Annotated in this window: 23 protein-coding genes; 7 read left to right on the top strand and 16 right to left on the bottom strand. The window is 70.6% G+C overall.

The features are described from left to right. The first annotated feature begins 29 nt into the window (after positions 1–29). The 4 genes from ACTWQA_RS12395 to ACTWQA_RS12410 all read left to right on the top strand — a co-directional run bounded on the left by ACTWQA_RS12395 (position 30) and on the right by ACTWQA_RS12410 (position 6,184). On the top strand, positions 30–1,877 hold the full coding sequence (locus ACTWQA_RS12395; protein WP_443159374.1) for an MBL fold metallo-hydrolase: 1,848 nt from the start codon (positions 30–32) through the stop codon (positions 1,875–1,877). Then, positions 1,874–2,914, top strand: a complete 1,041-nt coding sequence (locus ACTWQA_RS12400) for a LacI family DNA-binding transcriptional regulator (RefSeq protein WP_443159375.1) — start codon at positions 1,874–1,876, stop codon at positions 2,912–2,914. The genes ACTWQA_RS12395 and ACTWQA_RS12400 overlap by 4 nt, the downstream gene beginning before the upstream one ends. A gap of 109 nt (positions 2,915–3,023) precedes the next feature. Beyond that, positions 3,024–3,635, top strand: coding sequence for a D-sedoheptulose-7-phosphate isomerase (locus ACTWQA_RS12405; protein ID WP_443159376.1), 612 nt, complete (start codon positions 3,024–3,026; stop codon positions 3,633–3,635). After that, on the top strand, positions 3,632–6,184 hold the full coding sequence (locus ACTWQA_RS12410) for an alpha-mannosidase (RefSeq protein WP_443159377.1): 2,553 nt from the start codon (positions 3,632–3,634) through the stop codon (positions 6,182–6,184). The genes ACTWQA_RS12405 and ACTWQA_RS12410 overlap by 4 nt, the downstream gene beginning before the upstream one ends. A gap of 91 nt (positions 6,185–6,275) precedes the next feature. On the opposite strand, the gene ACTWQA_RS12415 is transcribed toward ACTWQA_RS12410, so the two are convergent. Continuing rightward, the gene (locus ACTWQA_RS12415) at positions 6,276–7,523 is read right to left on the bottom strand and encodes an erythromycin esterase family protein (protein ID WP_443159378.1); all 1,248 of its coding nucleotides are present in this window, start codon (positions 7,521–7,523) and stop codon (positions 6,276–6,278) included. Between the two features lie 92 nt (positions 7,524–7,615). Between ACTWQA_RS12415 and ACTWQA_RS12420 the strand changes: the two genes are divergently transcribed. Then, on the top strand, positions 7,616–8,320 hold the full coding sequence (locus ACTWQA_RS12420) for a TioE family transcriptional regulator (protein ID WP_443159379.1): 705 nt from the start codon (positions 7,616–7,618) through the stop codon (positions 8,318–8,320). A gap of 11 nt (positions 8,321–8,331) precedes the next feature. On the opposite strand, the gene ACTWQA_RS12425 is transcribed toward ACTWQA_RS12420, so the two are convergent. The 7 genes from ACTWQA_RS12425 to ACTWQA_RS12455 form a co-directional block, all read right to left on the bottom strand. Then, a complete protein-coding gene (locus ACTWQA_RS12425) occupies positions 8,332–8,919 on the bottom strand; it encodes a GTP-binding protein (RefSeq protein ID WP_443159380.1) in 588 nt (195 codons plus the stop codon). Next, positions 8,900–9,277: a DUF742 domain-containing protein gene (locus ACTWQA_RS12430; protein ID WP_305921909.1), complete on the bottom strand. Its 378-nt coding sequence runs from the start codon at positions 9,275–9,277 to the stop codon at positions 8,900–8,902. Before ACTWQA_RS12430 ends, ACTWQA_RS12425 begins: the two co-directional genes overlap by 20 nt. Beyond that, on the bottom strand, positions 9,274–9,693 hold the full coding sequence (locus ACTWQA_RS12435) for a roadblock/LC7 domain-containing protein (RefSeq protein ID WP_443159381.1): 420 nt from the start codon (positions 9,691–9,693) through the stop codon (positions 9,274–9,276). The genes ACTWQA_RS12430 and ACTWQA_RS12435 overlap by 4 nt, the downstream gene beginning before the upstream one ends. Beyond that, on the bottom strand, positions 9,690–12,014 hold the full coding sequence (locus ACTWQA_RS12440; RefSeq protein ID WP_443159571.1) for a nitrate- and nitrite sensing domain-containing protein: 2,325 nt from the start codon (positions 12,012–12,014) through the stop codon (positions 9,690–9,692). The genes ACTWQA_RS12435 and ACTWQA_RS12440 overlap by 4 nt, the downstream gene beginning before the upstream one ends. A gap of 170 nt (positions 12,015–12,184) precedes the next feature. After that, positions 12,185–13,693, bottom strand: coding sequence for a prenyltransferase/squalene oxidase repeat-containing protein (locus tag ACTWQA_RS12445; RefSeq protein WP_443159382.1), 1,509 nt, complete (start codon positions 13,691–13,693; stop codon positions 12,185–12,187). Then, a complete protein-coding gene (locus ACTWQA_RS12450; RefSeq protein WP_443159383.1) occupies positions 13,690–14,595 on the bottom strand; it encodes a terpene synthase family protein in 906 nt (301 codons plus the stop codon). Before ACTWQA_RS12450 ends, ACTWQA_RS12445 begins: the two co-directional genes overlap by 4 nt. Next, on the bottom strand, positions 14,592–15,938 hold the full coding sequence (locus tag ACTWQA_RS12455) for a cytochrome P450 (protein ID WP_443159384.1): 1,347 nt from the start codon (positions 15,936–15,938) through the stop codon (positions 14,592–14,594). Before ACTWQA_RS12455 ends, ACTWQA_RS12450 begins: the two co-directional genes overlap by 4 nt. Before the next feature lie 438 nt (positions 15,939–16,376). On the opposite strand from ACTWQA_RS12455, the gene ACTWQA_RS12460 reads away from it, so the two are divergent. Next, the gene (locus tag ACTWQA_RS12460) at positions 16,377–17,399 is read left to right on the top strand and encodes a polyprenyl synthetase family protein (protein WP_443159385.1); all 1,023 of its coding nucleotides are present in this window, start codon (positions 16,377–16,379) and stop codon (positions 17,397–17,399) included. A gap of 39 nt (positions 17,400–17,438) precedes the next feature. Here the strand turns inward: ACTWQA_RS12460 and ACTWQA_RS12465 are convergent, their stop codons facing one another. The 4 genes from ACTWQA_RS12465 to ACTWQA_RS12480 form a co-directional block, all read right to left on the bottom strand. Further along, entirely contained in the window at positions 17,439–18,368 is a 930-nt protein-coding gene (locus tag ACTWQA_RS12465) for an aldo/keto reductase (RefSeq protein ID WP_443159386.1), read from the bottom strand. 116 nt (positions 18,369–18,484) lie between these two features. Next, positions 18,485–19,681, bottom strand: coding sequence for an MFS transporter (locus ACTWQA_RS12470; RefSeq protein WP_443159387.1), 1,197 nt, complete (start codon positions 19,679–19,681; stop codon positions 18,485–18,487). Next, positions 19,671–19,916 carry a hypothetical protein gene (locus tag ACTWQA_RS12475; RefSeq protein ID WP_443159388.1) on the bottom strand — a complete coding sequence of 82 codons (246 nt, stop codon included), beginning with the start codon at positions 19,914–19,916 and terminating at the stop codon, positions 19,671–19,673. Before ACTWQA_RS12475 ends, ACTWQA_RS12470 begins: the two co-directional genes overlap by 11 nt. After that, on the bottom strand, positions 19,913–20,461 hold the full coding sequence (locus tag ACTWQA_RS12480) for a TetR/AcrR family transcriptional regulator (RefSeq protein WP_443159389.1): 549 nt from the start codon (positions 20,459–20,461) through the stop codon (positions 19,913–19,915). The genes ACTWQA_RS12475 and ACTWQA_RS12480 overlap by 4 nt, the downstream gene beginning before the upstream one ends. A gap of 82 nt (positions 20,462–20,543) precedes the next feature. Between ACTWQA_RS12480 and ACTWQA_RS12485 the strand changes: the two genes are divergently transcribed. Further along, positions 20,544–21,089, top strand: a complete 546-nt coding sequence (locus ACTWQA_RS12485) for a TetR/AcrR family transcriptional regulator (RefSeq protein WP_443159390.1) — start codon at positions 20,544–20,546, stop codon at positions 21,087–21,089. Here ACTWQA_RS12485 and ACTWQA_RS12490 read toward each other — a convergent pair. From ACTWQA_RS12490 to ACTWQA_RS12505, 4 genes are all read right to left on the bottom strand, one after another. Next, positions 21,027–22,727 carry a wax ester/triacylglycerol synthase domain-containing protein gene (locus tag ACTWQA_RS12490; protein WP_443159391.1) on the bottom strand — a complete coding sequence of 567 codons (1,701 nt, stop codon included), beginning with the start codon at positions 22,725–22,727 and terminating at the stop codon, positions 21,027–21,029. The genes ACTWQA_RS12485 and ACTWQA_RS12490 overlap by 63 nt on opposite strands. Positions 22,728–22,869: 142 nt before the next feature. Continuing rightward, complete coding sequence (locus ACTWQA_RS12495) at positions 22,870–23,916, bottom strand: sulfite oxidase (RefSeq protein WP_443159392.1); 1,047 nt, start codon at positions 23,914–23,916, stop codon at positions 22,870–22,872. A gap of 287 nt (positions 23,917–24,203) precedes the next feature. Beyond that, positions 24,204–25,883 carry a DNA polymerase/3'-5' exonuclease PolX gene (polX, locus tag ACTWQA_RS12500; RefSeq protein WP_443159393.1) on the bottom strand — a complete coding sequence of 560 codons (1,680 nt, stop codon included), beginning with the start codon at positions 25,881–25,883 and terminating at the stop codon, positions 24,204–24,206. Between the two features lie 39 nt (positions 25,884–25,922). Beyond that, entirely contained in the window at positions 25,923–26,891 is a 969-nt protein-coding gene (locus tag ACTWQA_RS12505; protein WP_443159394.1) for an aldo/keto reductase, read from the bottom strand. Positions 26,892–26,954 lie beyond the last annotated feature (63 nt).

The raw sequence follows: 26,954 nt of genomic DNA on the forward strand, positions 1-26,954 counted from the left end.
GGAACGATACCGGATAGAATCGCGCCTCGATGAGCAGTGATGTGACCGAAGTCGTGCCCGGGGTGTTCCGCGTTGCGGACACCTGCCACGTTTACGTCGTGGCGGCCCCCGTGCTGGCGGGGGAGGAGCGCACCGGGATCGCGATCGACTTCGGTTCCGGCCGCGTGCTCGACCTCCTGCCCGAGATGGGGATCGACCGCCTCACCCACGTCCTGATGACCCACCACCACCGCGACCAGGCCCAGGGCCTGGCGAGAGCGGTCGGCGCGGGCATCCCGATCCACGTTCCGCCGGTCGAGCGCGACCTGTTCGAGAAGGTCGGCGAGATGTGGGCGGGGCGCCAGATCAGCAACGACTACGACCTGCGCGACGACCGGTTCTCGCTGCTCGACCCGGTACCGGTGGCCGGCGTCGTGCCCGAATACCGGACGGCGACGTACGGCGGCGTGCAGGTGCGCGTGCTGCCCACCCCAGGGCACACCCCCGGCTCCGTGACCTACGTCGTCGGCAAGGCCGCCTTCACCGGCGACCTCATCTACGCCCCGGGCAAGGTGTGGTCTCTGGCCGCGACCCAGTGGTCGTACACCGAGAACGAGGGTCCGGCCATGGTCATCCTGAGCTCCGAGCTCCTCCAGCGGGAGGAGCTCGAGGTGTTACTGCCGTCGCACGGCGAGCCGATGACCGACCTGCACGACGCGCTCCGGCAGCTCTCCCAGTCCATGCAGCGGTATGTGAACTTCCGCCGCCCCCACCCCTGGGACGTGCGCGGACTCCTCCACAACCCCTTCGTCGAGGTGACCTCCCACCTGCTGATGAACAGGAGCGCCAATTCCCACAGCTACGTCCTGCTGTCGGACTCCGGCGCCGCCATGGTCTTCGACTTCGGCTACGACATGTCCACCGGTCTGGTGCACAACACCTCACGCGCGGCCCGCCGCCCCTGGCTGGCCTCGCTCCCCGCCCTGCGTGAGCACTACGGCGTCACCAGCATCGAGGTCGCCCTCCCCACCCACTACCACGACGACCACGTGGCCGGCATGCCGCTGCTGCGCGACGTCGAGGGCACGCAGATCTGGACCCCGTCCCACATGGCCCCCATCCTGGCCACCCCGCTCCACCATGATCTGCCCTGCCAGTGGTTCGACCCCATCCCCTCCGACCGGGTGCTGGAGCTGGGGGAGACCGTGCGGTGGCGGGAGTACGAGATCACGGTGCACGACCTGCCGGGGCACACGTTGTTCGCGGCGGCGTACGAGTTCCAGGTGGATGGCCACCGGGTGCTGGTCACCGGCGACCAGCAGGACGGCATGGGCATCCCCGGCGAACGCCAGGAGAGCCTGAACTTCCAGTACAAGAACAGATTCAGGATCGAGGACTACCGCAAGAGCGCCGCACTCTACCGGCGCCTGCGCCCCGACCTCATGGTCAGCGGCCACTGGCGCCCCCGCTGGGTGGACGACGACTATCTGCACATGCTGACCGAACGCGGCGAGGAGCTCGTCGCCCTCCACAACGACCTGCTCCCGCTGGAGCACCTGGACCTGGGGGCGGACGGGGTGCTGTGCCGCCTGACGCCCTACTATGCGAGCGTTCCCGCGGGCGGCGAGCTGGTGCTCACGGCCACCGTGCGCAACCCGTTCCCGGACAAGGTCGTGGCCACCATCGAGCCCGTCGTTCCCCCAGGCTGGCAGCGGGAGCAAGGGTCCCTGACGCTAAGGCTGCCGGGAGGGGGTATGGAGCAGGTGCATCTGCGTCTCGGCGCCGACGTCGTGCCGCGACGCCGCGTTCGCCTGGCAGTCGACGTGACCATCGGCGATCTGCGTCTCGGGCAGCACGCCGAGGCGCTGGTTGACGTGGTCGGGGAAGGGCCTCGATGACCACAGAGCGGCGTACCCCCCTCAGCCGTTCCCGGCGGCCCACCATCAAAGACGTCGCGGAGGCCGCCGGCGTCTCCCGCTCCACCGTCTCCCGCGCGCTGACCGGCCGTGGGTACGCCGCGAGCGACGTGCGTGAGCGGGTCATGCGGGTGGCCGCCGAGCTCGGATACGTGCCCGACGTCATGGCCCGCACGCTCAAACAGCAGGTCAGCAGGTCCGTCGGGGTCCTGGTGAGCGACCTGCGCAACCCGTTCTACGCGGAGCTCGCGGCAGGGGCCAGCAGGGAGGCCCGGCAGCGCGGCTACACGATGGTGCTGGCGGACACGAGCCTGTCGGCGGAGGCGGAGAGGGAGGCCGCCGAGGCGCTCGTCGCGCTCAGGGTGGCCGGGGTGGTCGTGACGCCCAACTCCTCGGCCGTGTCCACCTACCTCGCCTCCCACCACATCCCGGTGGTGGAGGTGGACCGGCAGTTCACGGCCGGTTCGACGGACGGGGTCGTGGTGGGCAACCGCGTTGGCGCCCGTACGGCCACCGCGCACCTGGTCGGGCTGGGGCACCGCAGGATCGCGCTGTTCATCGACGAGACCGACTGGACCACCGGCTACGAGCGTTACCAGGGTTACCTCGAGGCGCTCGGCGCCGGTGACATCAAGGTGGATCCCGGCTTGGTCGTCTCGTCCGGCTGGGACGTGGCGGACTCGCGGCGCCGGGCGCTCGACATGTTGCGCGGACCCGACCGGCCGACCGCCGTGTTCGCCGCCAACAACGTGCTCGCCGAGGGTGTCTGGCGGTCCATCCGCGAGCTGGGGCTGAGGGTGCCGGACGACATCAGCCTGGTCGCCTTCGACGACGCGCCCTGGATGAGCATGGTCTCGCCCATGGTCACCACCGTCTCGCAGGACACCTTCGGCCTGGGTGCGACGGCGATACGCAGGCTGGACGAACGGATTGGGATGCCGGAGGCGGACTCCGTCACGACTGTGCTCACCGTGCAGCTCGTGGCCCGCGAATCCACCGCATCACCGCCCATAATCTGACATTTCACCCATTGTGTGCGTTGACCGGACGGGAGAGGTCGCCCTAGGATCCGCTGTGGGAACGATGTCACAAGCCCTTGACGCGGCAGCCGTTCCCGTCGGAGGCCCCATGGAGCACGTTGGCGCAGACCCGGCCCGGGCGCACAGCGGGCCGCTGCCGGCGGTGCTCGCGGCACACGTCGAAGGACATCTCGCCGCCGCGCGGGGCATGGCGGCGCTGATCCCGGACGTGGAGGCCGCCGCGGACCTGATCATCGCGACGTTCGCGCACGGCGGCACCCTCTACACGATGGGCAACGGCGGCAGCGCGGCCGACGCCCAGCACCTCACCGGCGAGCTGATCGGCCACTACAAGCGCGAGCGCCGCCCGCTGCCCACGGTGACGCTCACGACCGACGCCACGGTCATGACGTGCATCGCCAACGACTACGCCTACGAGAACGTGTTCGCCCGCCAGGTGCAGGCGCTGGCCCGCCCGGGCGACGTGGTGGCCGCATTCACCACCAGCGGCAACTCGCCCAACGTCATCAGCGCGCTCAAGGCCGCACGGAGCAAGGGCGCGGCGACAGTATTGTTCGGCGGCAAAGACGGAGGCGCCGCCGCCGAGCACGCCGACCACCTCCTCCTCGCCCCCTCCTCAGAGACGCCGCGCATCCAGGAGATCCACACACTGATGCTGCACATGATCAGCGAGAAGGTCGACGTATGGGCGGCCTCATGACCAGACGCCCCGCCCCCATGGCCAACGCGCCCTCCGGCGCCCAGCCGTCCGGCCTGCCGCGTGCCCCCCGCCCGGCGGCCACCCCCGGCCGCACCCTGCACATGATCGGCAACGCGCATCTCGACCCGGTCTGGCTCTGGCCCTGGCAGGAGGGATACCAGGAGGCCCGCGCGACGTTCTGGTCGGCCATCCACCGCATGGACGAATATCCCGACTTCGTCTTCACCTGTGACCAGGTCGTGCTGCTGTCCTGGGTGGAGGAGTCGGACCCGGAGCTGTTCGCCAGGATCCAGGAGAAGGTGGCGGAAGGCCGCTGGGCGATGGCCGGCGGCTGGTGGGTGGAGCCCGACTGCAACATGCCCTCCGGCGAGTCGTTCGTCCGCCAGGGCCTGTACGGGCAGCGCTACCTGAAGGAGAAGTTCGGCGTCACCGCGACGGTCGGCATGAACGTCGACCCGTTCGGCCACAACGCCATGCTGCCCGCGATCCTGCGCGGCCAGGGCATGGACTCCTACTGCTTCCTGCGCCCCGGACCGCACGAGGCCGACCTGCCCGGCACGATGTTCTGGTGGGAGAGCCCCGACGGCAGCCGCGTGCTGGTGTACCGGATCCCGTTCGAATACTGCAGCCCGCCCGGCGAGGTCGCCGGTCAGACCGAGAAGGCCCTGGGACAGCTCGACCGCTCGCTCGGCGATTTGATGATCTTCTACGGGGTGGGTAACCACGGCGGCGGCCCCACCAAGGCCAACATCGAGTCCATCCACCGCTACGACCGGATGGGCACCTTCGGCGAGCTGACGATGTCCTCGCCGCGCCGCTACTTCGACGAGATGGCCAAGCGCCTGGGCGAGCAGGGCCTGGCCGAGCTGCCGGTGTGGCGCGACGATCTGCAGCATCACGCCGCCGGCTGCTACTCCTCGCACTCCGGCGTCAAGGCGTGGCAGCGCCGGGCGCAGGCCGCGGTCCTGTCGGCCGAGCGGTGGGCGGCCGTCGCCGGCCACGACGTGCGCGCGGACCTGGAGCGGGCCTGGAAGCAGGTGCTGTTCAACCAGTTCCACGACGTGCTGCCGGGCTCGGCGATCGAGCCCGCCTACGACGACGCCCGCGACCAGCTCGGCGAGGCCGTCGCCATCGCCAAGCGGATCATCGCCCGGGCCCACAACGTGATCGCCCGCGACATCCGCATCCCGCAGGAGGACGGCACCCAGCCGGTGGTCGTCTTCAACCCGCACCCGTGGCCGGTCACGACCCGGGTCGAGATGCAGTACGGCCTCGCGCCGGCAGGCGTGCAGGTGGTGGACGCCGACGGCGCCGACGTGCCCTGCCAGCGCACGCAGTCGGTCGCCACCACCGACGACAAGGGCCGCGGCGCCACGGTCTTCCAGGCCGAGCTGCCGCCGCTGGGCTACCGCCTCTACCGCCTGCGCCAGGGCGCCGCGACGGCCCCGAGCGGCCTGTCGTGCGGCGAGACCCACATCGAGAACGACGTGCTGCGCCTGGAGCTCGACCCCGCGACCGGCTGGCTGTCCAGCCTGCTCGACAAGCGCACCGGCGTCGACCTGGTGGCAGGGGCGGCCGGCGAGCACACGGTCATCTGCGAGGACCCGACCGACACCTGGGGGCACCGCGTCATCTCCTACGACTGGCCGGGCGAGGCGATGGCGGTCACGAACATCGTGCTGCGCGAGCAGGGTCCGCTGCGTGCCCGCATCCGGGTGGAGCGGGAGTGGGGCCGCTCGACGATGGTCGAGGAGTTCATCCTGGGCGCGGGCGGCGACGACGCGGTCGAGGTGCGGGTCACCATCGACTGGCGGGAGCAGGCCCACCTGATGAAGCTGCGTTTCCCGGTCGCGCTGGAGTCCCCGGCCGCCACCTATGAGGTCCCGTTCGGGCACTTGAGCAGGCCACTCGACGGGGCCGAGGAGCCGGCGCAGTCGTGGGTGGATCTGTCGGGGGCCGACGCCGGCCTCGCCGTCGTGAACAACGCCAAGCACGGCTACGACGTCTCACCCGGCGACCCCGGCCGCAGCCCCAGCATCGGCATCACCGCCGTGCGCAGCCCCGTCTACGCCTGGCACGACCCGCGGCTGCTGGACCCGGAAGGGTACTACTCCTACCAGGACCAGGGGACGCAGCGGTTCACGTACCTGCTGGTGCCGCACGCCGGCGACTGGCGGGCCGCCGGGCTCGCGCGGCGGGCCGCGCTGCTCGGCGCCCCGGTGCGCGCCATGCTGGAGAGCTTCCACGACGGCGCGCTCCCCGCCGCCCGCGGCTACCTCGACGACGGCGGCGGCCAGATCATGGTGACCGCGGTGAAGGCGCACGAGGACACCCCACGCGACCTCGTCGTCCGCGCCGTCGAGACCACCGGGCGGGCCGGCGTGGCCACCTTCGACATCCCGCTCGCCGGGGTCCGGCTCACGGCGGACTTCGGGCCGAGCCAGCTCCGTACGTTCCGGATCCCGCTCGACGATCCGCTCTCCGCGGTCGAGACGAACCTCGTCGAGCTGACCACCAGCAAGGGCGCGTTCACGGTGGAAGCATGGTGATCATCGCCGACCCCGACGGCGGCGAGCTGGCCGTCGAGGCGCCCGAGCCGGGCACGGTGGCGTGGCGGTGGGGCGAACGGCTGCCGACGGGTTAGGCGGGCACGTCCTTGATGAAGACGATCCCGTCGTTCTCGCCGAGGTGGGCCGGGTCGAGCGCGAAATAGCCGTAATTGGCAGATATATCGGTCCGCGGGACCGGCTTCGTGCCCGCCTCGGCGAGGGCCGCGGCCAGCCGGCGGGCGTCGATGAGGGAGCGGTTGCCCGGCAGCGTGTACAGCAGTCCCTCCAGAGTCTCGGGGTGGGGAGCGGGAAGCGCCTGATGCGGGATGGCGCCGAGCGCCGAGGCCAGGAAGGCGTACTGGCCGCCCAGACGGGCGCTGACAATCGCGCCGGCGCTCCACCACTCCAGCGCCATGTCGGCCAGTTGCCAGGTGCTCTTGTCCCGCTGCAGGTGGCGGTTGTGGGCGTAGACGAGTGCCGGGCCGTGCTCGGCGATGGCCTGGAGGTTGCCGGCCATCATCGCATCCCGCAGGGCCATCAGCCGCCAGACCCTGCCAGGGGACGTGTCGGCCATCCAGAAGTGGTAGCGGAGCAGCCCGGCGGCGGTGCGCCCGTAGGTGCTCGCCCGCCACCACTCCTCCCGCGAGGTCGACGCGATCAGGTGCGGCGCGAACGCCTCCAGCAGCGTCACGAGCTCGTCCGCGAGCAGTCGCAGCTCCCTGACCTCGGCGGACCGGCCCACGGACTGGGAGGCGTCCATGGCCGCCGCGGGATTGGTCCACCGGTCGTCGCCCCCGATCAGGCGGTCGAGGGCGTCCGCGGCACAGGGGAGCAGACCCGCGTCCAGCCAGGCCGCGAGGTAGCCGTGCAGCGCGGTCAACGCCTGGCGGGGACTGGCGGCCCCGGTCATCTCCAGCGGGGCGTCGAACCCGAAGAAACGCAGCCGCTCCGCGGCGGGCCGGCCCTCGTTGTACGCGCGCATCCAGCGCACGAGCTCCCGGTTGGCCGCCGACGCGCCGAACCCGTGGCTGAAGCCGCCCTCCATGACGTCGTCGAGCGTGCCCGTGCCCGCCCTGACGTAGTCGTCGACGGCCAGGCCCATGAGGCAGTCGCTCTCGATGGCGAACGATCGGTAGCCCTCGTGCTCGACGAGATGCCGGAAGATCTCGTTACGCAGCTCCGGCAGCGCCTCCTCGCCGTGCGTGGCCTCGCCGAGCCCGAGCAGGCGGGGCCGGCAGGGAAGAGTCCGCAGGAGCTTCGTGACGGCGGCGACGCTCTCGCCGTCGAGAGAGGTCGCGGCGTCCTGGACGAGCGGGTCTGGTCTCCTCGATGACGACATGCCCTCAACGATATCGTTGAACTTAATGTGTAAGCTTTCCGCGCAACACGCTCATGCCCACCTGGGCCGACCCTCAATACGGTGACGCACCTATGGCATCCCGCGAACGGCTGAGGCCGGTGGACCTCGCCCGCGAACACGGCCTGTCCACGCAGGCGATCAGGAACTACGAGCAGGCCGGCATCCTCCCTGGCGCCGGCCGCACGCCCCATGGCTATCGCACCTACACCGTGCGGCACGCGCAAGCCCTCCGCGCGTTCCTCGCCCTGGTGCCCGCCCACGGCCACCAGACCGCGACCTCGATCATGCAGGCGGTGAACCGGGACGCGGTCGAGGACGCCCTGAAGATCATCGACGAGAGCCACGCCCAGCTCCTCGACGACCGCCGGACCCTGCTGGCCGTCGAGAACGCGCTCCGCGACCTGGCGCCCTCCGCCCCTCCTGGACCGGGTGTCACGTTCATCGGTCCCCTGGCCAGGAAACTCGGGATCCGGCCCGCGACGCTGCGCAAATGGGAGCAGGCCGGGCTGGTGCGGCCACGACGCGACCGGCAGACCGGTTACCGGGTCTACACCGCGGCCGACGTACGGGATGCCCAGCTCGCGCACCAGCTCAGACGGGGCGGATACCTGCTGGAGCAGATCGCGCCACTGATCGAGCAGGTGCGCGCGGCCGGCGGGCTGGCGCCCCTGGAGGCCGCCCTGCGGGACTGGCACGGCCGGCTGTCCACCCGCGGGCGCGCGATGCTGAGCGGCGCCGCCGAACTCGACGCCTACCTCCGCCACACCGCAACCTGACAAGGCTGCGCTCAGCTGCCGACCGGCTCCGCGCGCAGCCTCGCCGAGTGCTTCACCAGGGCGATCAGGACCTCCCTGCTCGACTCCCGTTTCCTGGCGTCGCACATGATCATGGGGATCGACGGGTCGAGCTGGAGCGCGAGACGCACCTCGTCCAGCTCGAACGTCGGCGCCCCCTCGAAACAGTTGACCGCGACCACGAACGGCGTGTTCCGCCGCTCGAAATAGTCCACCGACGGGAAGCAGTCCGCCAGCCGCCGCGTGTCCGCCAGGATCACGGCGCCCAGCGCACCCTCCGCCAGCTCGTCCCACACAAACCAGAACCGCTCCTGCCCGGGCGTGCCGAACAAATAGAGCACGTAGTCGTTGTTCAGCGTGATCCGGCCGAAGTCCATCGCCACCGTGGTGGTGCGCTTGGCCTCCACCGAGGAGAGGTCGTCCACACCGATCCCGCGGTCGGTGAGCACCTCCTCCGTCCGCAGCGGCCGGGTCTCGGAGACCGCGCCGACCATCGTCGTCTTTCCCGCGCCGAACCCGCCGGCGACCAAGATCTTGATCGCCGTCGGCAGGCGCGGGCGGTCAGAGCGAGCGAAGACCATCGAGCACCGCCCTGTACATCTTCATGTCACGCATGTCCACCTCGGATTGTGGTTCCTGGGCAGAGACGAGTTCGCGGTCGAACAGGTCGCCGAGCAGCACGCGGATCGTGCCGGCGGGCAGGTCGAGATGCGCGGCGATCTCGGCGACGGACTTGGGCTCGCGGCAGATCTGGAGGATCCGCAGGTGCTCGGGGTCCAGCCCGGCGTCCGGGCCCGGCGGGCCGCCCACCGCCAGGGCCATGGAGATCAGGTCGAACTTGCCGTGCGCCGGCTGGGTCCGGCCCCGCGTCACGACGTAGGGCCGGACGATCTCCGGGTCGACCCAGTGCTCATCCCTCGGACCGTCGGCGCCTGTCACCGCTCGCTCCTGGCGATGGCCTCGGCGTTGCGAGCGCCCGAGGTGAGATATTGGCCCACCCGCGCGACCAGCATGGCCATCTCGTACGCGATCAGCCCGATGTCGGCGTTCTGCGCGCACAACACGGCCAGGCAGGCACGCTCGCCCGCCGTGGTCACGATGAGGAACTGGCTCTTCCACTCCACGACCGTCTGCCGCACCGCGCCGCCGGAGATGTGCTCCGAGATGCCCTTGGCCAGGCTCTGCAGCCCGGAGGCCACGGCGGACAGATGCTCGCCGTCGGTGCGCTGCAACCCGGCCGAGGAGGCCATCAGCAGGCCGTCGGAGGACAGCACGATGGCGTGGTCGGCCTCCTTGACGCGGCTGACGAGGTCGTCGAGCAACCAATTGAGATCGGTGCCCGCGGTGGGGGTCATGGTGCGTCGCCTCCCGGCTGTTCATCCAGCATCTTGGCCGCCTGCGTACGGCCAAGGCGGGTGCCTGACTGAAGAGATCCCATCATCGCGCGGATCTCCTCCGGGGAGCGCTCGTCATCGTCCTCCTCGTGGTCTGGCAGCGTGGGCGTGTCCTCGCGCAGCGCCGCCGCGAGGTTCGCCTGGGGCACGCGGAGCGGCAGCCCCGACGGTGTGAATTCGGCCACGGGCTGCTGCTCCGGTTCGGCTGGCGGCTCGGGTACTGATGCGAGGGCCGGCTCGGGTGCAGGTGCGGGGGCCGGCTCGGGAACGGAGGCGGGGACCGGGCGGGCGGGCTTGAGCGTGCGCACGTTCTCCCCGGCGGCGGGGCGCGCCATCTCTCCGGCGACGGGGCGGGCAGCCGCCTCTCCCGCGACGGGGCGGGCCACTGTGGCCACCGCCGTCGGCCGGCGCGGCAGCCGCTCCCCGCCGTCGCCGCGCTGCGGCTCCGGCCTGGGGTCGAGCTGGACGAGCTCCTGCGGCAACAGCACCACGACCGTGGTCCCGCCGTACGGCGACGCCTTGAGCACCACCTGGATGTCGTGCCGCTTGGCCAGTTGGCTGACCACATAGAGGCCCAGGCGGGCGGTGCCCGTGATGCGGAACTCGGGCGGGTTCGCGATGCGCTCGTTCGCGGCCTCCAGGTCCTCGGGCTTCATGCCCAGGCCCCGGTCCTCGATCTCGATCACGTACCCGTTGGCCACGAGCTGGCCGCTGACCTGCACGTTCGTGTAAGGAGGCGAGAACGACACGGCGTTCTCGATGAGCTCGGCCAGCAGGTGCACGACGTCACCGACGGCCCGGCCGATGAGCACGACCTCGCCCATCGGCAGCAGTGTGACCCGGGTGTAGTCCTCGACCTCGGCCAGCGCGCCGCGCACGACGTCGACCATGGGGACCGACCGGCGCCACGTGCGGGCGGGGGAGGAACCGGAGAGCACGATGAGGTTCTCCGCGTTGCGCCGCATGCGGATGGCCAGGTGGTCCAGCCGGAAGAGCTCCTTCAGCTCCTCGGGGTCGGTCTCGCGGCGCTCCATCACGTCGAGCACGGTGAGCTGCCGGTGCACCAGGCCCTGCGTCCTGCGGGCGAGGCTGAGCAGGATGTCGCGGATGCTGCGGCGCAGCTCGGCCTGCTCGGCCGCGACGCTGATCGCGGTGCGCTGCACGGTGTTGAACGCCTGGCCCACCTGGCCGATCTCGTCGTCGCCGAACTGCAGCGGCGGCGCCTCGGCGGCCACGTCGACCTCCTCGCCCCGGCCGATCCGCTCGACGATGCCGGGAAGCCGGTCATCCGACAGCTCGTGGGCGGCGTCACGCAGCTTCCTGAGCTGGGCCAGGAGCGACCTCGTGGTGGTGATCGACAGGATGATCGAAGCCACGACCGCGACGAGACCGAGGCCGCCGGCCAGCACGAGGCGGATGATCACGGCCACGGCGCCGGGCACGGCCCGCTCGACGAGGCGGTCGCCGCCGTCGGAGATGAGCTTCTCCAGCGAGGCCCGGGCCGGCTCGGTGGCCGAACGCCACTCCGTGCTGGTCACGGGTGCCTGCCCGGTGCCCGGCTCCTCGGCGATCCGCTGCTCCAGCGTATTCAGCTGGCTCACGGTGCGGCTCTTCGCCCAGACGGCGTACGCGGCCGCGTCCTCCGGCTGGAGCTGGGCCGCGGCCTGCTCCAGCGAGATGCGGTAGAAGCCGGACAGTCGCATGAACTCGGTGTGCTCCGCCGGCGTGAACCCACCCTTGGCCAGCGCGCCGGCGACGAGCGCGTCCTCGCGGGCCAGGAATTCGCTCGACCGGCTGATCGCGAGCATGGTGCGGGCGTCCCTGGCGATCTCCTTGTCGTCCAGCGAGGCCACTGAGTCGAACATGCGGTAGAGCGCGTCGATGACCGTGTTGTAGGAGTCGATCGCCTGTGCCCTGTCGGATCGGCCCGCGTCGATCGTCTTCCTGAGCGCGGCGATCCCCTGCGTGCTCTGCAGCATCTCGTCGATGCGGCGGATCAGCGGCGCGTCGGCCGCGAACTGCACGCTCGCGCTCGTCGCGGACTCCCGCAGCGCCTGGTGCGCCGCGTCGGTCCTGGCCCGCTGCTCGCGCAGCATCCGGTCGGGCGCTCGCCCGCCGGTGCCGAGCAGCACCACGGTGAGGCGGCGTTCGCGCTGGAGCTCGGCGAGCAGGCGCTCGCTGGGCTGCACAGCGCCGCTGTCGACCGTGGTGGCGCCGAGCAGGTTCACGCCTTCGCGAAGCGTGACCCAGGCGGCGAACCCCCACAGCGCGACCAGCGACACCAGCAAGGCTGTCACCTTTGTCCGCACGCCGAAGTTGCGCAAACGCATAATGAGCCGTCCAGGTCAGGGGTCGCGTTAAGCCGGATGTCAAGGCATACCTGAGTATTTCTTGATCGGCACTCGGACACCTTAGCAATGCCTCATACGCCACTCAAGGCGCGCAGTTGCCGCTACGTGGCAATTAGTCCATATTTGTGGGACTTCAGGTAGGTTTTAGTGAGGTGGCGTGCAGCCAGGATGGCAGATCTGACAACTGCCAGCGGGGTGTAAAGGTCCTTGTCATGCCATAACGCGGGATATTCCGACATTTCGCCCGTACGCTGCGTATATTCCTGCCCCAGGGCGGCGGCCTGCCCGAACCGTTGCTCCACCTTACGCCGCTGCTCAGCTTCGGGCAGCAGCAACGCCAGCATCGCGTACGCGGTCTCCTCCGCAGTGCCCTCCCAACGCCCCCACGATCCGTCCGGGCGTTGCGTGGCGAGCACCCACTCGCGCGCCCTGGCCACGGCCGTCGCGTGGACAGGGCCGCCCCCGTACTCGCCGAGCGCGAGCACGCAGCTCAACGTCGCGTAGTACGGCGAGGCGTGCCAGCGGTCGTCCCAGCTTCCGTCCGGCCGCTGCCGCTCGGCCAGGAGCCCCGCCACCCGCCGCCGCTGCGCTGCGTAGGCCTCGGCCCGCTCCGGCCGGGAGGCCGCGTATGCGCCGAAGGCGTCGAGCACGTGGGCGTTCACGCTGATGGAGAAGCCGTCCTCACCCTGCCAGGTGCAGAAGTGGGCGCCCGTGTCGAAGGCCAGCAGACTCTCCGGATCGACCGGCAGGCCATGCAGCGCCAGCGCGTGCAGCGCGACGGACGTCGTGTCGGCGTCGGCGGGCAGCCCCGGCCCCGCGGGCGTGCCGGTCGGGCCGATCGCCGCCCGGAGATCGGCCAGCATCTCTGGGGGCACGGTGACCGGGACGCCTGCCCTGGCCAGCCAGCTCAGGACCCAGCCGCGCTCGAACACGGTGATCGGCAGCCCCACGGGGACCGGGCCGCCGTACCTGGTGACGACTGCCTCCAGGTGCCTCCTGGCGAAGTCGGCCTCCAGCGGGGCGGCGTTGCCGAGCCAGGCGGCGGTGGCGGCGGGGGAGGCGCCGATCGTGCCGATCACCGTCGGCCGCACCGACGAGGCGCCGCCCGCCGCCACGCCCGTCACCTCCAGCGCGTGCAGCAGCTTCTCCGGCAGCGCCGCGCCGGAGGACACCACCCGGCGGACGCGTTCGACGCGCGAGTGGTCGAGGCCTGCAGGCAGGGGGAGCGGCTCGCCCGTGCGGCGCGCGTTGATCAGCGCGATCAGCGATGGGACGATCAGGTCCACGGCCGGCATGTCCGGCAGGCCTGCCACCCGCCGCAGTCGCTCGCGCAGCGCGGCCAGGCCGCGGTGGGCGGCCTCCGCCTCGCCCGCGGTGAGCAGGGCTTCCGTGGCGCTCAGCGTCGGCACCACGCCGTAGCCGTCAGGGGCGCCCCACGACCCGTCCGGGCGCTGGGTCCTGAGCAGGAAGTCGATGCGCTCACGGTGTCCGGTCAGCCACGGCGCCAGCGTGACCAGCCGCCCGGTCTCGTAGACGGACGGGGACACCTGGCCCCACGGTGTGGCCATCAGCGTGGCGACCAGGGCGTCGGCCTCGCGGGCTGCGTTCACAACTCTCCCCAATAATCGGACATCCCGTAGAAGCCGGTGTTGAAGCCGATCTGCCGTTCCAGGTACAGCCCCGTCCGGGGACTGGACTGGCTCAGCCGGGCGATCAGCTCGCCGGCCGTGCGCGCGTGGCCGGCCATCCGCTCGGTCACCTCGGCGCGCCCGGCCCCCAGCGTCAGCGCGTTCGCGTCGCCCCAGCGCGCTTCCCTGTCGTACGTGGCCAGGTCGTTCAGCAGCCGCAGGTAGCGCTGCACCTCGTCGCCCGTCTCGCGGACCAGATCGAGGTGGGTCAGCGTCCACGGGTCGCCGGTGTACAGCCAGTGCGAGAGGTTGACGAAGGAGGCGCCGCAGCTGTCGGCGTTCGAGACGTATTCATCCAGGCCGGGCACGGCCTTGGACTCGCGCCATTGCCACTCCCGCGTCATGGCCGTGAGCATGCGCCCGAGCTGGTCGCACCAGCGGGGGTCCTGGCCGGCATCGTCGCGGAGGCCGGCCAGGACCTGGGCGAGGGGTGTGCGCGGCTCCTCCCCGGCGGCCACCGCCAGGCAGTCCGCGACCAGCGCGTCCACCTCGTCGCGGGACGTGGCGGCGTGGTCGATGAGCAGGTCCACGGCGAACACCCACAGCGCTGCCCGGTTGACCGCGCGCAGCTCGTCCGCCGTGGCCCACGGGGAGCCGAACGCGCCGACCAGCCCGAGCGAGTGGAAGAACCCCCCGTCGAACGGCCTGGCGGGGAAGAGATCCGGATGCCCGGCGGCGTAGCGGGCCAGATCCCGCGCGCACGCCACCGCAAGCGCGCTGGTCCTGCCGAGCTCGGCCGCCGTGCCGAGGCCGGCCGTGCGCGTCACGCCGGGACGAGCGTCGCCGGTCGTGCGCGTCGGATCGGGACGAGCGTCGCCGGTCATGCGTGGCGCGCCGGGACGAGGGTCATGGACAGCTCGGTTCCCGGCCGCAGCGTCGAGGCCAGCCGGGGGGCGATCGGCCTGCTGGTCTGCAGCACCGGCCGGTACCTGCACAGGATTCCGGCGATCAGCAGCAGCGCCTCCATCATGAAGAGACGCGGTCCCAGGCAGACGTGCGGTCCGGCGGCGTACGGGAAGTAGGCGTACCGGTGCCGGGCCCGCTCGTTCTCCGGCGAGAACCGTTCGGGGGCGAACATCAGCGGCCGATCCCAGAACGCGGACAGCCGATGCGTCAGGTACGGGCTCATCACCACCGTGGATCCCGCCGCGATCTCCACTCCGCCGATGGCGTCGGTGCGTAACGCGGTGCGGGGCAGGATCCAGCCCGGCGGGTAGAGGCGTACCAGCTCGTCTACGAACATGCGCAGATAGGTCAGCCGCGGCAGGTGCGCGACGGTGACGGGCCCGTTACCCACAACCCGTTCCACCTCCTCGTAGACCTTCGCGGCGATCTCCGGGTGCGCGTCCAGCACCGGCCAGACCCAGCTGAGTGCGGTGACGGAGGTCTCGGTGGCGGCCCCGTGGATGGCCACCATGTCGTCCCTGATCAGCCGGTCCGCGTCCGGCTCGTCCCCGCGGACCCCGACCAGCCGGGAGACCAGGTCGGCCGTCTCGTCGCCGCGTGACCTGGCGTGCCGGATGCGCGGGTAGACGACGTCGTCGATGGTCTTGATCGCCTGCTTGAACGCCCGGTCGCCGGGTAACGGGATACGCTGCGGGACGAATGGGAGCAGCAGCCTGATGGACCTGGCGGTCACGCCCGTGTCATACGCGGGGGCCAGCCGTTCGATGTCCGCGTCGGAGATCGTCGCGCCCAGGAACAGCCGGACGATCGCGGGGTGGATCAGCGCCGAGATGACCATCCCCACGTCGACGGTCCTGCCGGGGCCGAGCTTGGTGTCGATCAGCTCGTTGATGATCTCCGCCATGCGCTCGGTGAGCGAGTCGACGTACCGCGCCGTGAAGAGCGGCTGGAGGATCTTCCTGCTCGCCGCCCAGCCCGCGCCGTCCCCCAGGATGCCCTGGCCGATGAGCGGGGCCAGCGGGTCCCAGAACATGCCGGCACGGACGTAGTTGGGCTGGTTGGTCTTCAGCACATGCTGGACGTGGTCCGGGTGCGTGACCAGGTACGGGCGGAAGGGCCCCATGTTCAGCCTGACGAGCTCGCCGCCGGAGCGGTCGCTGGCCTCCTCGAAGGCACGGATCGGGATGCGCGCGTGCCGGGCCAGCGGACGGAGGAAGGGGACGGTTCTGGCTTGATGCGTCGTCTCGCCGGCGAGCGACACCGCGGACCTCCATGGCATCTGCCTCACACGGTCAGCCCGTTGACTGAGGCCTTTACGATCAGAGGGACGGCCTTGTAGCTTTGGCTGACTCTCGCGCTGGGCGCGGAGGTGCCTATGGCGTGCGGCATGGTGGCGATCCCCTGCTCCGGTGCGATATGTAGCCATAAGTCGCTTATGTGATTGTTTGTGTATTCTCACATACGTGCGGGCTGATGATCAAACGGGGGAAGGTGGGGCGGTCCGGCCCATAGGGGGCCCTTTCGCGTCCCGCCTGATGGAGAGGCCGGCGGTCGGCGTGGTGTTGACTGCGGAGTGTTTCTCTTGTGCCTGCGGCGCTTATCTCACATCTCGGACATTTTCTGACAAATGTCGATCTATGTGTGGATTGTCACATGCATCTGCATGTAGATTCAAGATCGCACCGGGTAGGAGCGCCAAGTGATTCTCAGCCATCCCACCGCCGGCCCGCTGAACACCGACGCCATCGCCCGCTACCGGCGGCTCCTCGAACCCGCCCTGCGCGCGGCGGTCTCGACGCTGCATCCCTGGGGCGCCAGGATGGCCGGGTTCGCGCTCGGCTGGTCGGACGCCGACGGCCGGCCGCGCCAAGGGGACGGCGGCAAGGGATTGCGGCCCGTCATCGCCATGCTCAGCGCCGAGGCCGTCGGCGGCGCCGCGGAGGCGGCCCTGCCGGCTGCGGTGGCGGTGGAGCTGGTGCACGTGTTCTCCCTGGCCCACGACGACATCATCGACAACGACGAGCGGCGCAGGCATCAGGAGACGCTGTGGAAGGCGTACGGCGTCGGGCCCGCGCTGCTGACCGGCGACGCACTCCTGGCTCTGGCCGTCGGGCAACTCGCCGGGCAGCCCGAGGCGATGAGATACCTGTCGGCGGCGCTGATCGAGCTCGTCCAGGGACAGAGCGCCGACATGGCCTTCGAGACCCGGCCGTGGCGCGGTCCCGAGGCGGTCGGTGTCGAGGAGTACACGCGGATGGCGGCGGGCAAGACGGGCGGCCTGCTGGGAGCGGCCGCGGCGGCGGGGGTGGCGCTGGGGGGCGCGCCCGAGCTCGCCGACCGGATGTGGGAGGCGGGGCGCCAGCTGGGGGTGGCCTTCCAGGTCGTGGACGACATGCTCGGCATCTGGGGAGATCCGAACGTCACCGGCAAGCCCGTGCACAATGATCTGCGGCGGGCCAAGAAGACGCTTCCCGTGCTGGCCGCCCTCGCGGCCGAGAATCCCGCCGCGCGTGAGCTGTCCGAGGTCCTGTCGTCCGGGGTCGCGGACGAGGAGTCGGTACGCCGGGCCGCCCGGTTGGTGGAGGAGGCGGGCGGGCGGGCCGCCGCGCTTGCGATGGCGGATCGCTACGTGGCGTCGGCCGTGGACATCCTGGACGAATGCCTCCCCGACGCGACCGAACTGCGCACGTTGTGTCACGGCCTGGTGAATCGCATCCACTGAACCCAGCCGCCCGAGTCATACCCGGGCGGCGCGGCAGGGTCAGGGGCGCGAGGCCTCGTCGAGGAGGGCGAGCTCTTCCGCGCTCAGCGTCAGCTCGGCGGCCGTGATCAGGGCCTGCAGTTGCTCGACGCTGCGCGCGCTGGCGATCGGCGCCGTGATCGTCGGCTGGGCGGCGAGCCAGGCCAGCGCCACCGAGGCCGGGTGGACCACACGCTCGGCCGCCACCTTGGTCAGCGCCTCCAGGGTGCGCCGCCCGTGCTCCGTGGCCAGGTATTCGCCGGCCTTGCCCGCCCGCGGGCTCTCGACGGTGACGCCCGGCGCGTACTTGCCCGTCAGGAAGCCGCGCGCCAGCCCGAAGTACGGCGTGCTGCCCAGCCTCTCCCTGGCCACCACATCCCGTAGCTCGCCCTCGTAGCCACGCTCGACCAGGTTGTACTCCTGCTGCAGCGCGACGTATCTGACCAGCCCCTCCTCGTCGGAGATCTTGAGTGCCTCCGCCAGCCGGGCGGCGCTGTGGTTGGACGCGCCGGCGTAGCGGATCTTGCCCTCGCGCACCAGCGCGTCGAAGACGGCCAGCGACTCCACCATCGGCGTGTCGTGGTCGTCCACGTGCGCCCAGTAAAGGTCGATGTAGTCGGTACGGAGCCGCCGCAACGAGTCCTCGACCGCCGTGCGGATGGTCGCCGGGGCCAGGCCCCGGAGCCCTTCGAGCATGCCGACCTTGGTGGACAGGACGAGTGAGTCGCGATTGTGCCGGTGGGCCAGCCACTCACCGATGATCATCTCGGACGCGGAGTCGCCGGTCGCCCAGTACGGATAGACGTCGGCGGTGTCGAGGAAATTGCCGCCGTTCTCGACGTACTCGTCGAGGACCGCGAACGACGTCTCCTTGTCCGCCGTCCAGCCGAAGACATTGGTGCCGAGCGCTATCGGGAAAACGGACAGGTCCGTGGTACCTACTGATCTCATCCCGCCATTATCCGCGCATCCCATGAGGAGGCTTCGATGGCACTCCGATGACGCGATTGCCTGGTCGGCGCGCCGGTCCCCGGCGGCCCCGCGCAGCGGCACGCCTCGGATGCGGCTCAGCGATGACCGGCGGACAGGTCGAGGCCGCGCGGCGTCAGCAACCACACCAGCACCGCGCCTGCCAGCATCAACGCCGCGCCTGCCCCGCTGGTCAGAGCGAGTGAGTGGGTGAAGGCCGCCATCGCCTGCTCGGCCAGCCGCACGCCCTCCGCGCTCAGCTGAAAGCCTTCCGCGCCCAGCCGGGCACCTTCCGCGCCTAGCCGGGCACCTTCCGCGCCCAGCTCCCTGGCCACGTCGATCGCGCCGCCCAGGGACTCCCGCGCGACCCCGGCGGCCGGCCCGTCGTAGTCCAGCCCGCCGCGGTAGACGGCAGCCGCCACGCTGCCGAGCACGGCCACGCCGAGCGCCCCGCCGATGTCGTAACTGGTCTCCTCGATGGCCGCCGCGCTGCCCGACTTCGCCGCCGGCGTGCCTGACATGATCACCGCGGCGGCGATCGCCAGAGCGCCGTTCCCGATGCCGATCAGCGTCAGCGCGCCCGCCACCGGCCAGTAGTCCAGTGGCGCCGGCGCCAGGAAGAGCAGCAGGAACCCCGCCGCCGTCACCGCCAGGCCGCCCGCCAGCACTGTACGGGCGCCGATCCTGGCCGCCAGCGACGGAGCCGGCGGCGAGGCCGCGAGCGCGGCCAGCGCCGCCGGCAGCAGTCGCACGCCCGTCTCCAGCGGCGAGTAGCCCCGCACCAGCTGCATCCACCGCGCGAGCAGCAACAGCACCGCGCCCATCGCTATCGCTGTGGTCAGCGCCGTCGTCACCCCGGCGGAGAAGGGGCCGCTGCGGAACAGCCGGAGTCCCAGGAGGGGATCCGGCCGGCGCAGGCAGCGCAGCACGAACCAGCCCAGTGTCACCGCCGCGACCGCGGTCGCCAGCAGGGCGCCGGCCGAGGCGGGGCCGTACTTGCCGAAGGTTTTGACGGCGTACACCAGCGTCACCATGCCGGTCATCGACAACACCGTGGCGAGCGCGTCCCAGCGGCCGGGGCTGGGGTTCCTGGACTCGGGCAGCAGCACCAGCCCCGCGCCGATCGCCGCCGCCATGACCGGCACGTTCACCAGGAACGCCGCATGCCACGTGAAACGCTCCAGCAGCAGCCCGGCCAGGATCGGTCCCAACGCGGCGCCCACCGCGGCCATCGCCGACCATAGGCCCAGCACCTTGGCCCGCTCGCCGGGGTCGGGGAACAAGTTACGGATCATGGACAGCGTGGACGGCATGATCATGGACCGTGACCAGCAGCCCCGCCAGCACGAGCCCGTACGCGTCCACTATCCACAACAGCTCGATGGAACTGGGCCGCAGGTCCTCGGAGATGGCCGGCAGCGCGACGTTGAGCACGGTCATGTCCATGACCACGAGCAGCACGGCGCCCGACAACACGGCCAGGCAGGCCCACCGCCGCTTCGCCGAGACCGGCGACGTGGTGATCGTCATGCTGGCCTCCGCGCCGCGGTTCCGTGCAGGAACATCTCGAGGAGCAGCCGGGGGGCATCCCGGCGGGCGATGTCGCCGCGGCGCAGGCCGTCTCGCACGGCCACGAGCAGGCCGTAGACGGCGTCGCTGATCCAGCGGACGGGCAGCTGGGCGCTCAGCAGGCCCGCGCGCTGGGCGGCGGTGTAGAACGCGATCTCGCGTTCCTCCAGCTCCTCGACGCGGCGCGACAACTCGGGGTGGACGGCCAGTGCGTAGTCGGTGAGGCCGAAACCGTATTCGTCGGCGACCTCGATCAGACCGGTGAGCAGCGCGTTCAACGCCTTCTCCAGCCTCGCCGCGTCCCCTGAGGCGCGCGCGGCGTCCAGACCGGCGGCCAGCTGCACCCGCTCCCACTCGTCGTGGCCGCGGCGGGCCAGGGCAATCATCAGCTCGTCGCGGCTGCTGAACTGCCGGTGCAGCGTGGCCCTGCTGATCCCGACCGCATCGGCGAGCTGCGCCATGGAGGCGGACGGGTCCCTGTTGAGGTGCTGGATCGCCGCCCTCATGTGCCTCGTATCGGCGAGGACAGGAAAGCGCCACGCTTCCCGGCATGGCGATGAAGCCGCAGGTGGGGTTATGGTTCGTGCTGTGGTGACGGGTGACGCGCGCACGCGCATCCTGGACGCGGCAGAGGAGCTGTTCGCGGGCTCCGGTTACGAGGCCACTCCGACTGCGGTCATCGCCAGGCTCGCGAAAGTGCCCAAAGGGCTGATCTCCGACTACTTCCCGCGCAAGATCGACGTACTGGTCGCTCTCGTCAATGAGCGTACGCACATCGAGGAGGGCCGCGACGTCGACGCGGTCCCCGGCGACCCGGCGGGCACGCTGGCCAGGCTCGCACGCGGGCTGCCGCTGCGGGCCTCACCGGCGATGCGGCGCATCCTGTTCCGCGAGGCCGACACGCACGGCTCGGTCAAGGAACGGCTCAGCCGTCTCAACGGGGAGCTGATCAGGCGGGCCAGGTTCGCGCTGGAGCTGGCGCTGCCCGGGGCGCGGGGGGACGCGGCCAGGCTGGAGGTGGCGGCGGCCACGTTCGCCGCCATCCTGCTCTACCAGGAGAACCTCTGGCAGCTAACGGGCCACCAGATCGACCCCGAGGCCGTCGCGGAACTCATCGCCCACTCGCTCGTCTAGCAGCTCATCCAGCGCCGTACGCAGGTGCCGGAGCAGGCCCCACACGTCGTCGACGCGCTCGGGGCAGGCGACGATGCCGAAGTCGAGCATGCCGTCGTAGGAGAAGCAGGTGATGTTCAGGCCGCCGCTCATGTCGGTCAGGACGGACAGCGGATAGTACGACAGCACCCTCCCGCCGCACAGGTACAGCGGGAACTGCGGTCCTGGCACGTTGCTGATGATCAGGTTGATCGGCGGGAACGCCATGCCCGCCAGCCGGAAGATCGCCGGCGTGGCCAGGCTCGTGACCGGAGCGGGCAGCACCGAGCACAGCTCGCTCAGCCAGGTCGCGGGCGCCAGCGCGAAACGCCGCTTGGCCCTGCCCATGGTCGCGCCGACCGCCCGCAGGCGCTCGTGCGGGTCGGAGACGTTGGTGGGCATGGGGGCGATCATGGCGGAGATCTGGTTGCCGACCAGGTCCTTGGCGTCGGCCGTACGGAACGCGACCGGGACGGCGACGATCAGCGGCGCCTCCGGCAACGCGTCGCGCTCGCGCAGCCACGAGCGGAGCGCCGACGTGCACAGGGTCATGACGACGTCGTTGACGCTCATGCCGTTGGAGGTGGCCACCTTCTTGACGTCCTTGAGCGACAGCGAGCCGAAGGACAGGTGGCGGCGGGCGCTGATGGGGCCGTTGAAGGGGGTGCGGGGAACGGCGAGGCTCGGCAGCTCGGGGCGGTTGGGCCGGTCGCGGGCGACCACCCGTGCGGCCTTGGCGATCAGCTTCGCGCCCGGCACGGTGGCCGCCAGCGGGATGGCGTCCAGGTCTCCGGCCGCTCTGACGACCGATCGCACGGCGCGGACGGGGTGGGTGGCGGTGCGCAGGGCGGCGCCGGCCAGCATGTCGATCAGCCCGGGCGCCTTCTGCCCGTGCCCATCGGCCGGCAGCAGCCGGTCGCCGTCGGGGACGCCGCATGACCCGACCTGGCCGTCGGCAGTGCCGGCGCTTGGCTTGGCGGACCGGCCGTTGACGTGGCCGGCTGTCTTGGCTAGGGCCTTGACGTGGCCGTTGACGGAGGCGTGATCGCGCTGGCCGGCCGCGGGCAGGGCGGCGCTGGGCACGTGGCTGCCGTTCGCGCTGACCGGCTGGACCGTCGTGGGGAGCTTCCGGCGGGTGAGGTGGCCGTCCGGGGTGAGATCGAGCAGGGTGGCCAGGGTCTCCGCGCCCGAGATGCCGTCGATGGCGGCGTGGTGCACCTTCGTGTAGATGGCCACCCGCCCGTCGGGCAGCCCATTGATCAGATGCATCTCCCACAGCGGATGCGCCCGGTCGAGCCTGCGGGCGTGGATCTCCGCCACGGCGTCGGCCAGCTGCCAGTCGTTCCCCGGCTCGGGCAACGTCAGCTCGAACAGGTGGTTGCCGATGTCGAAGCCGGGATCGGGTGCCCAGTAGGGATGGTCCAGTCCCAACGGCACCTCGGCCAGCCGCAGGCTGAGCGCGGGGGACAAGTGGATCCGGTCGAGCAGCAACTCCGCGAGCGCGTCCCGGTTGAGCGACCCGTTCGCCGAGTCGAGTATCGCCAGCCCGGCCACGTGCGCGGCGGTGGTCGCCGTCTCGACATTGAGGAACTGAGCGTCGAGTGCGGTCAGCTGGCGCATCTGCTCTCCTTTTTCCGGCCTGTGTGCAGCATCACATGAGGGCATTTCCGAAAGGTTTCCGCGAGAGTCTTTCAGATGAATTCAGGTGCGCCGGACCGTGGTAAAGGAAATCGCCAGCTCAGCCGGGATCGGTGACAATTACCTATCCGATGACAACGTGAATGGGGTGTTGCACGACGGCGTCGAAGTGATAGCCGGAGGGATGCCGGGGCGTGACCATGGGCTGCGTGGCGCCCGTCTCGTCGGTCGCCCTGGCCATGAGCACATATCGCCCCGTGCGGCGGGGAGCCCACGCGATGTGCCACGGCAGCCAGGCTCCGACCAGGTGATGCCCGTGGTGCTCCGCTGCGCGCCAGTGGAACCCGCCGTCGAAGCTCACCTCGGCCCGCACGATCCTGCCCCGCCCCGACCAGGACCGGCCGTGCAGGATGTGCGGCCCGGTGATGGGCAGGACGGCATTCCAGGCGAGCTCGAAAGCGCTCTTCACGGGCTGCGTGGTGACATCCGCGTAAAAGACCGTGTTCCACGGAGTGAAGAGCTTGGTCGTGGAAACTTCGATGTCGCCCAACCATTTGATGGATGCTATTCCCACCCATCCCGGCACCACCAATCGCACCGGAAATCCGTGATCGGGAGGCAGCGGCTCGTCGTTCATCTCGTAGGCCACCAGCACGTCGTCCATGGCCTTGTCGATCGGCAGCGGCCTGCGTACGTGACCGTAATCCTCGAACGGCGCGTCCAGCCCCGAGGGCAACACGTCCACGGCCTCGGGACGCACGCCGACTTGCTTGAGCAGGTATTTCAACGGCACCCCGCGCCACCGTGCGACCCCGATCGCCCCCAGGCCCCACTGCGTCCCCGGGGCGGGGTCGTGCTGTTGCGTGCCGTAGAAGCGCCGCCCGTTGCCCGCGCACTCGATCGCCAGGTCGTAGGTCCGGGACGGCATGGCCCGGAGCTCGTCGTAGTCGAACTCGCGCGGACTTCGGATGCCCGCGCCGTGCAGTCGCAGCCGCCAGGTCGTGACGTCGATGAGCGGCGTGGAGGTGTGGCTGCGCACGAAGAACCGGTCGGTCGGCGTGTGGTATCCCTGCCCCGCCATGGCCTCCCACCGCATCTCGGCACTCGCGCCGTGCACCCGGAACAGGTGGTCGGGCAGCGGCTTCACGATCGTCGCAGTGGCTTGCTCCATCGATCTCACCTCACAAGAGATATTCCCTACCTGGAAACCATTTAATCTCCCCTCGCTTGGCTTCGGCATCCCTCTTTGCCGACCCTGACCCCGCCCATCGCATCGGGAACGTTCCAAGCTCTCCTCGGGCCCTTCTACCCGGCCCCCCACCTGCAGAACCGGCCGGCGCCAGGCTTGCCGGCCCTCAGGGAAACCGGGTCCGCGTCAAACAGGTCCAGCGGCTGACGGCACGATGAAGGCGCGGCGTTGAGACGTTCGAGCAACCACAGGGAGGCCGGGCGGCGTGGTCAGCGGCCCAGGAAGGCCTGGAGCCGGTCCAGGGGCCAGGTGTTGATGACGTCGTCCGTCGTCAACCACGCCCGCTGCGCGATCCCGATCCCAAAGCGCTGGTTCGCCAAGTGGGGAATCGCGTGGGAGTCGCTGTCGATCGAGAACTTGACCCCGTGGTGCTTGGCCAGCCGCACCAGATCCGACGGCAGGTCAGAGCGGTCGGGGAATGAGTCGATCTCCATCGCGGTGCCCGTGCGGGCCGCCGCGCGGAAGACGGCTTCCCAGTCCGCGTCCACCGCCGCCCGCTTGCCGATCTTCCGCGTCGTCGGATGCCCGATGATGTCCACGTACGGGTTTTCGCAGGCGGCGATGAAACGGCGCGTCATCTCCTCCCGCGACATCCCGAAATGGGAGTGCACCGAAGCCACGCACACGTCGAACTCCCGCAGGATCTCCCCGGGCCAGTCCACCGAGCCGTCGGGCGCGATGTTGAGCTCGGTGCCGTGCAGCAGGCGCATGTCCGGATATTTCCGCTGGAGCTCGGCCACCCGTCCCCGCTGCTCCAGCGCCTTGTCCAACGTCATCCGCTGCATCGCCAGGTCCGGCGCGTGGTCGGTCACCGCGTAGTAGGCGTAGCCGCGGGCGTGTCCGGCCGCCACCATGTCCTCCAGCGACGCGATCCCGTCCGTGAGATCGGTGTGCGTGTGCAGGTCGCCCTTGAGGTCGGGCAGCTCCACGAGCACAGGCAGCTCGCCCCGCAGCGCCGCCTTGACCTCGCCGCCGTCCTCCCGCATCGGCGGCGGCACGAACCGCATGCCGAGCGCGGCGTAGATGTCCTCCTCGGACTCGGCGGCGATCACCCGCTCGCCCTCGAACAATCCGTATTCCGAGAGCTTCCAGCCCTTCTTCACCGCCATCTCCCTGATGGCGACGTTGTGCTCCTTGGAGCCCGTGAAATATTGCATGGCCGCGCCCCACGACTCGGCCGGGACCACCCGCAGGTCCACCTGGATGCCGGACGTGGTGCGAATCGAAGTCTTCTTGTCGCCCGCCGCGATGACGTCGGCGACGTAGGGCTGCGCCCGGAACTCCTCCATGATCGACTCCGGCGCGACCGCGAGGATGTCGATGTCGCCGATCGTGTCCTTCATCCGCCGCAGCGATCCCGCGTACGCGATCCGCTCGGCCGGCAGCGAGGCCATCACCTGCTCGGCCAGCGACATGGCGACGCCGATGTGCACGCGGCGGCCGGACTGCTCGAGCTGCTCGATGCCCTTGAGCAGATTGGCCAGGGTCTTGGGGCCGAGGCCCTTGACGCCGTCGAGGCGGCCAGAGGAGATCGCTTCGCGCAGCGCGTCGGTGGAGTCGACGCCGTAGTCCTCGAACAGCATGATCGCCGTCTTGGGGCCCAGGGTCGGCACCCGCGTCAGCCTGCGCACGCCGTCGGGGACGCGCGCCCGCAGGTCGTCGAGCTGCCGGAAGCTCCCGCGCTGCAGGAACTCCTCCATCTTCTTGGCGATCGCCTCGCCGACGCCGGGGACATTGCGCACGTCGACGACCGAGATGTCCTCGGGGAACCCGGCGATGGCCTTGGCCGCCTTCTGGTAGCTCCGCACCCGGAAGGCGTCGCCGCCGCAGAGCGCGAACAACTCCGCGTATTCCTGCAGCGCCGACGCCGCCTCCTCATTAGCCCGCATGCCCCAACCCTAGGGGCTCGGACCGACAATCCGGGATGGTCAGAACCGCACCTCACGCGGCCGGTACGGCTCGCCGAGGAAGGCCAGCTCCGCCTCCGACAACGCCACGTCCACGGCCGCCACCGCGTCGTCGACGTGCCGGTCCTTCGTGGCCCCGACGATCGGCGCCGTCACGGCCGGCTGGTGCAGCAGCCAGGCCAGCGCGACCTGGGCAGCGGGCAGCCCGCGCTCGGCCGCCACCTGCGCCACCCGGTCGAGGATCAGCTTGTCGTTCTCCGGGTCGTACAGGGCGTCGATGCGCTCGTCCGACTCCGTCCTGGTCGTGGTGGCCGCCGAGCCGGCCCGGGCCAGCACGCCCCGCGCCAGCGGACTCCACGGGATCACGCCCACACCTTGGTCGAGGCAGAGCGGCAGCATCTCGCGCTCTTCCTCCCGATAAAGCAGGTTGTAGTGATTTTGCATGGCGACGAACCTCGTCCACCCGTTGCGCTCGGCCACCTGCTGCGCCTTGGCGAACTGCCAGGCCCACATGCTGGACGCGCCGAGGTAGCGGGCCTTGCCCGCCCTGACCACGTCATGCAGCGCCTCCATGGTCTCCTCGATGGGCGTCTCGTCGTCCCATCGGTGGATCTGGTAGAGGTCCACATAGTCGGTGCCCAGCCGGTCGAGCGAGGCGTCAATGGCGGCGAGGATGTGCTTGCGGGACAGGCCGCGGTCGTTGACGCCCCTGCTCATCGGGAAATAGACCTTGGTCGCCAGCACGTAATCCTCGCGCCTGGGGAAGGTTCCGCGCAGCACGTTGCCGGTCACGACCTCGCTCTCGCCGCGGCTGTAGACGTCGGCGGTGTCGAAGAACGTCACGCCCGCGTCGGCCGCCCTGCGCACGATCGGCTCGGCCTGGTCCTGCGGCAGCGCCCACTCCTGCCGGGCCGGATCGCCGTAGCTCATCATGCCCAGGCACACCCGCGAGACCTTCAAGCCCGTGTCACCAAGTCGCATGTAATCCATGCCGCCCACCCTAGGCCGCCCACGCACTCGTCAACCGTCGTGCCCCTCCGTGCTCGGGCCTCA

This window comes from Nonomuraea sp. 10N515B (assembly GCF_052245915.1).
GTDB lineage: Bacteria > Actinomycetota > Actinomycetes > Streptosporangiales > Streptosporangiaceae > Nonomuraea.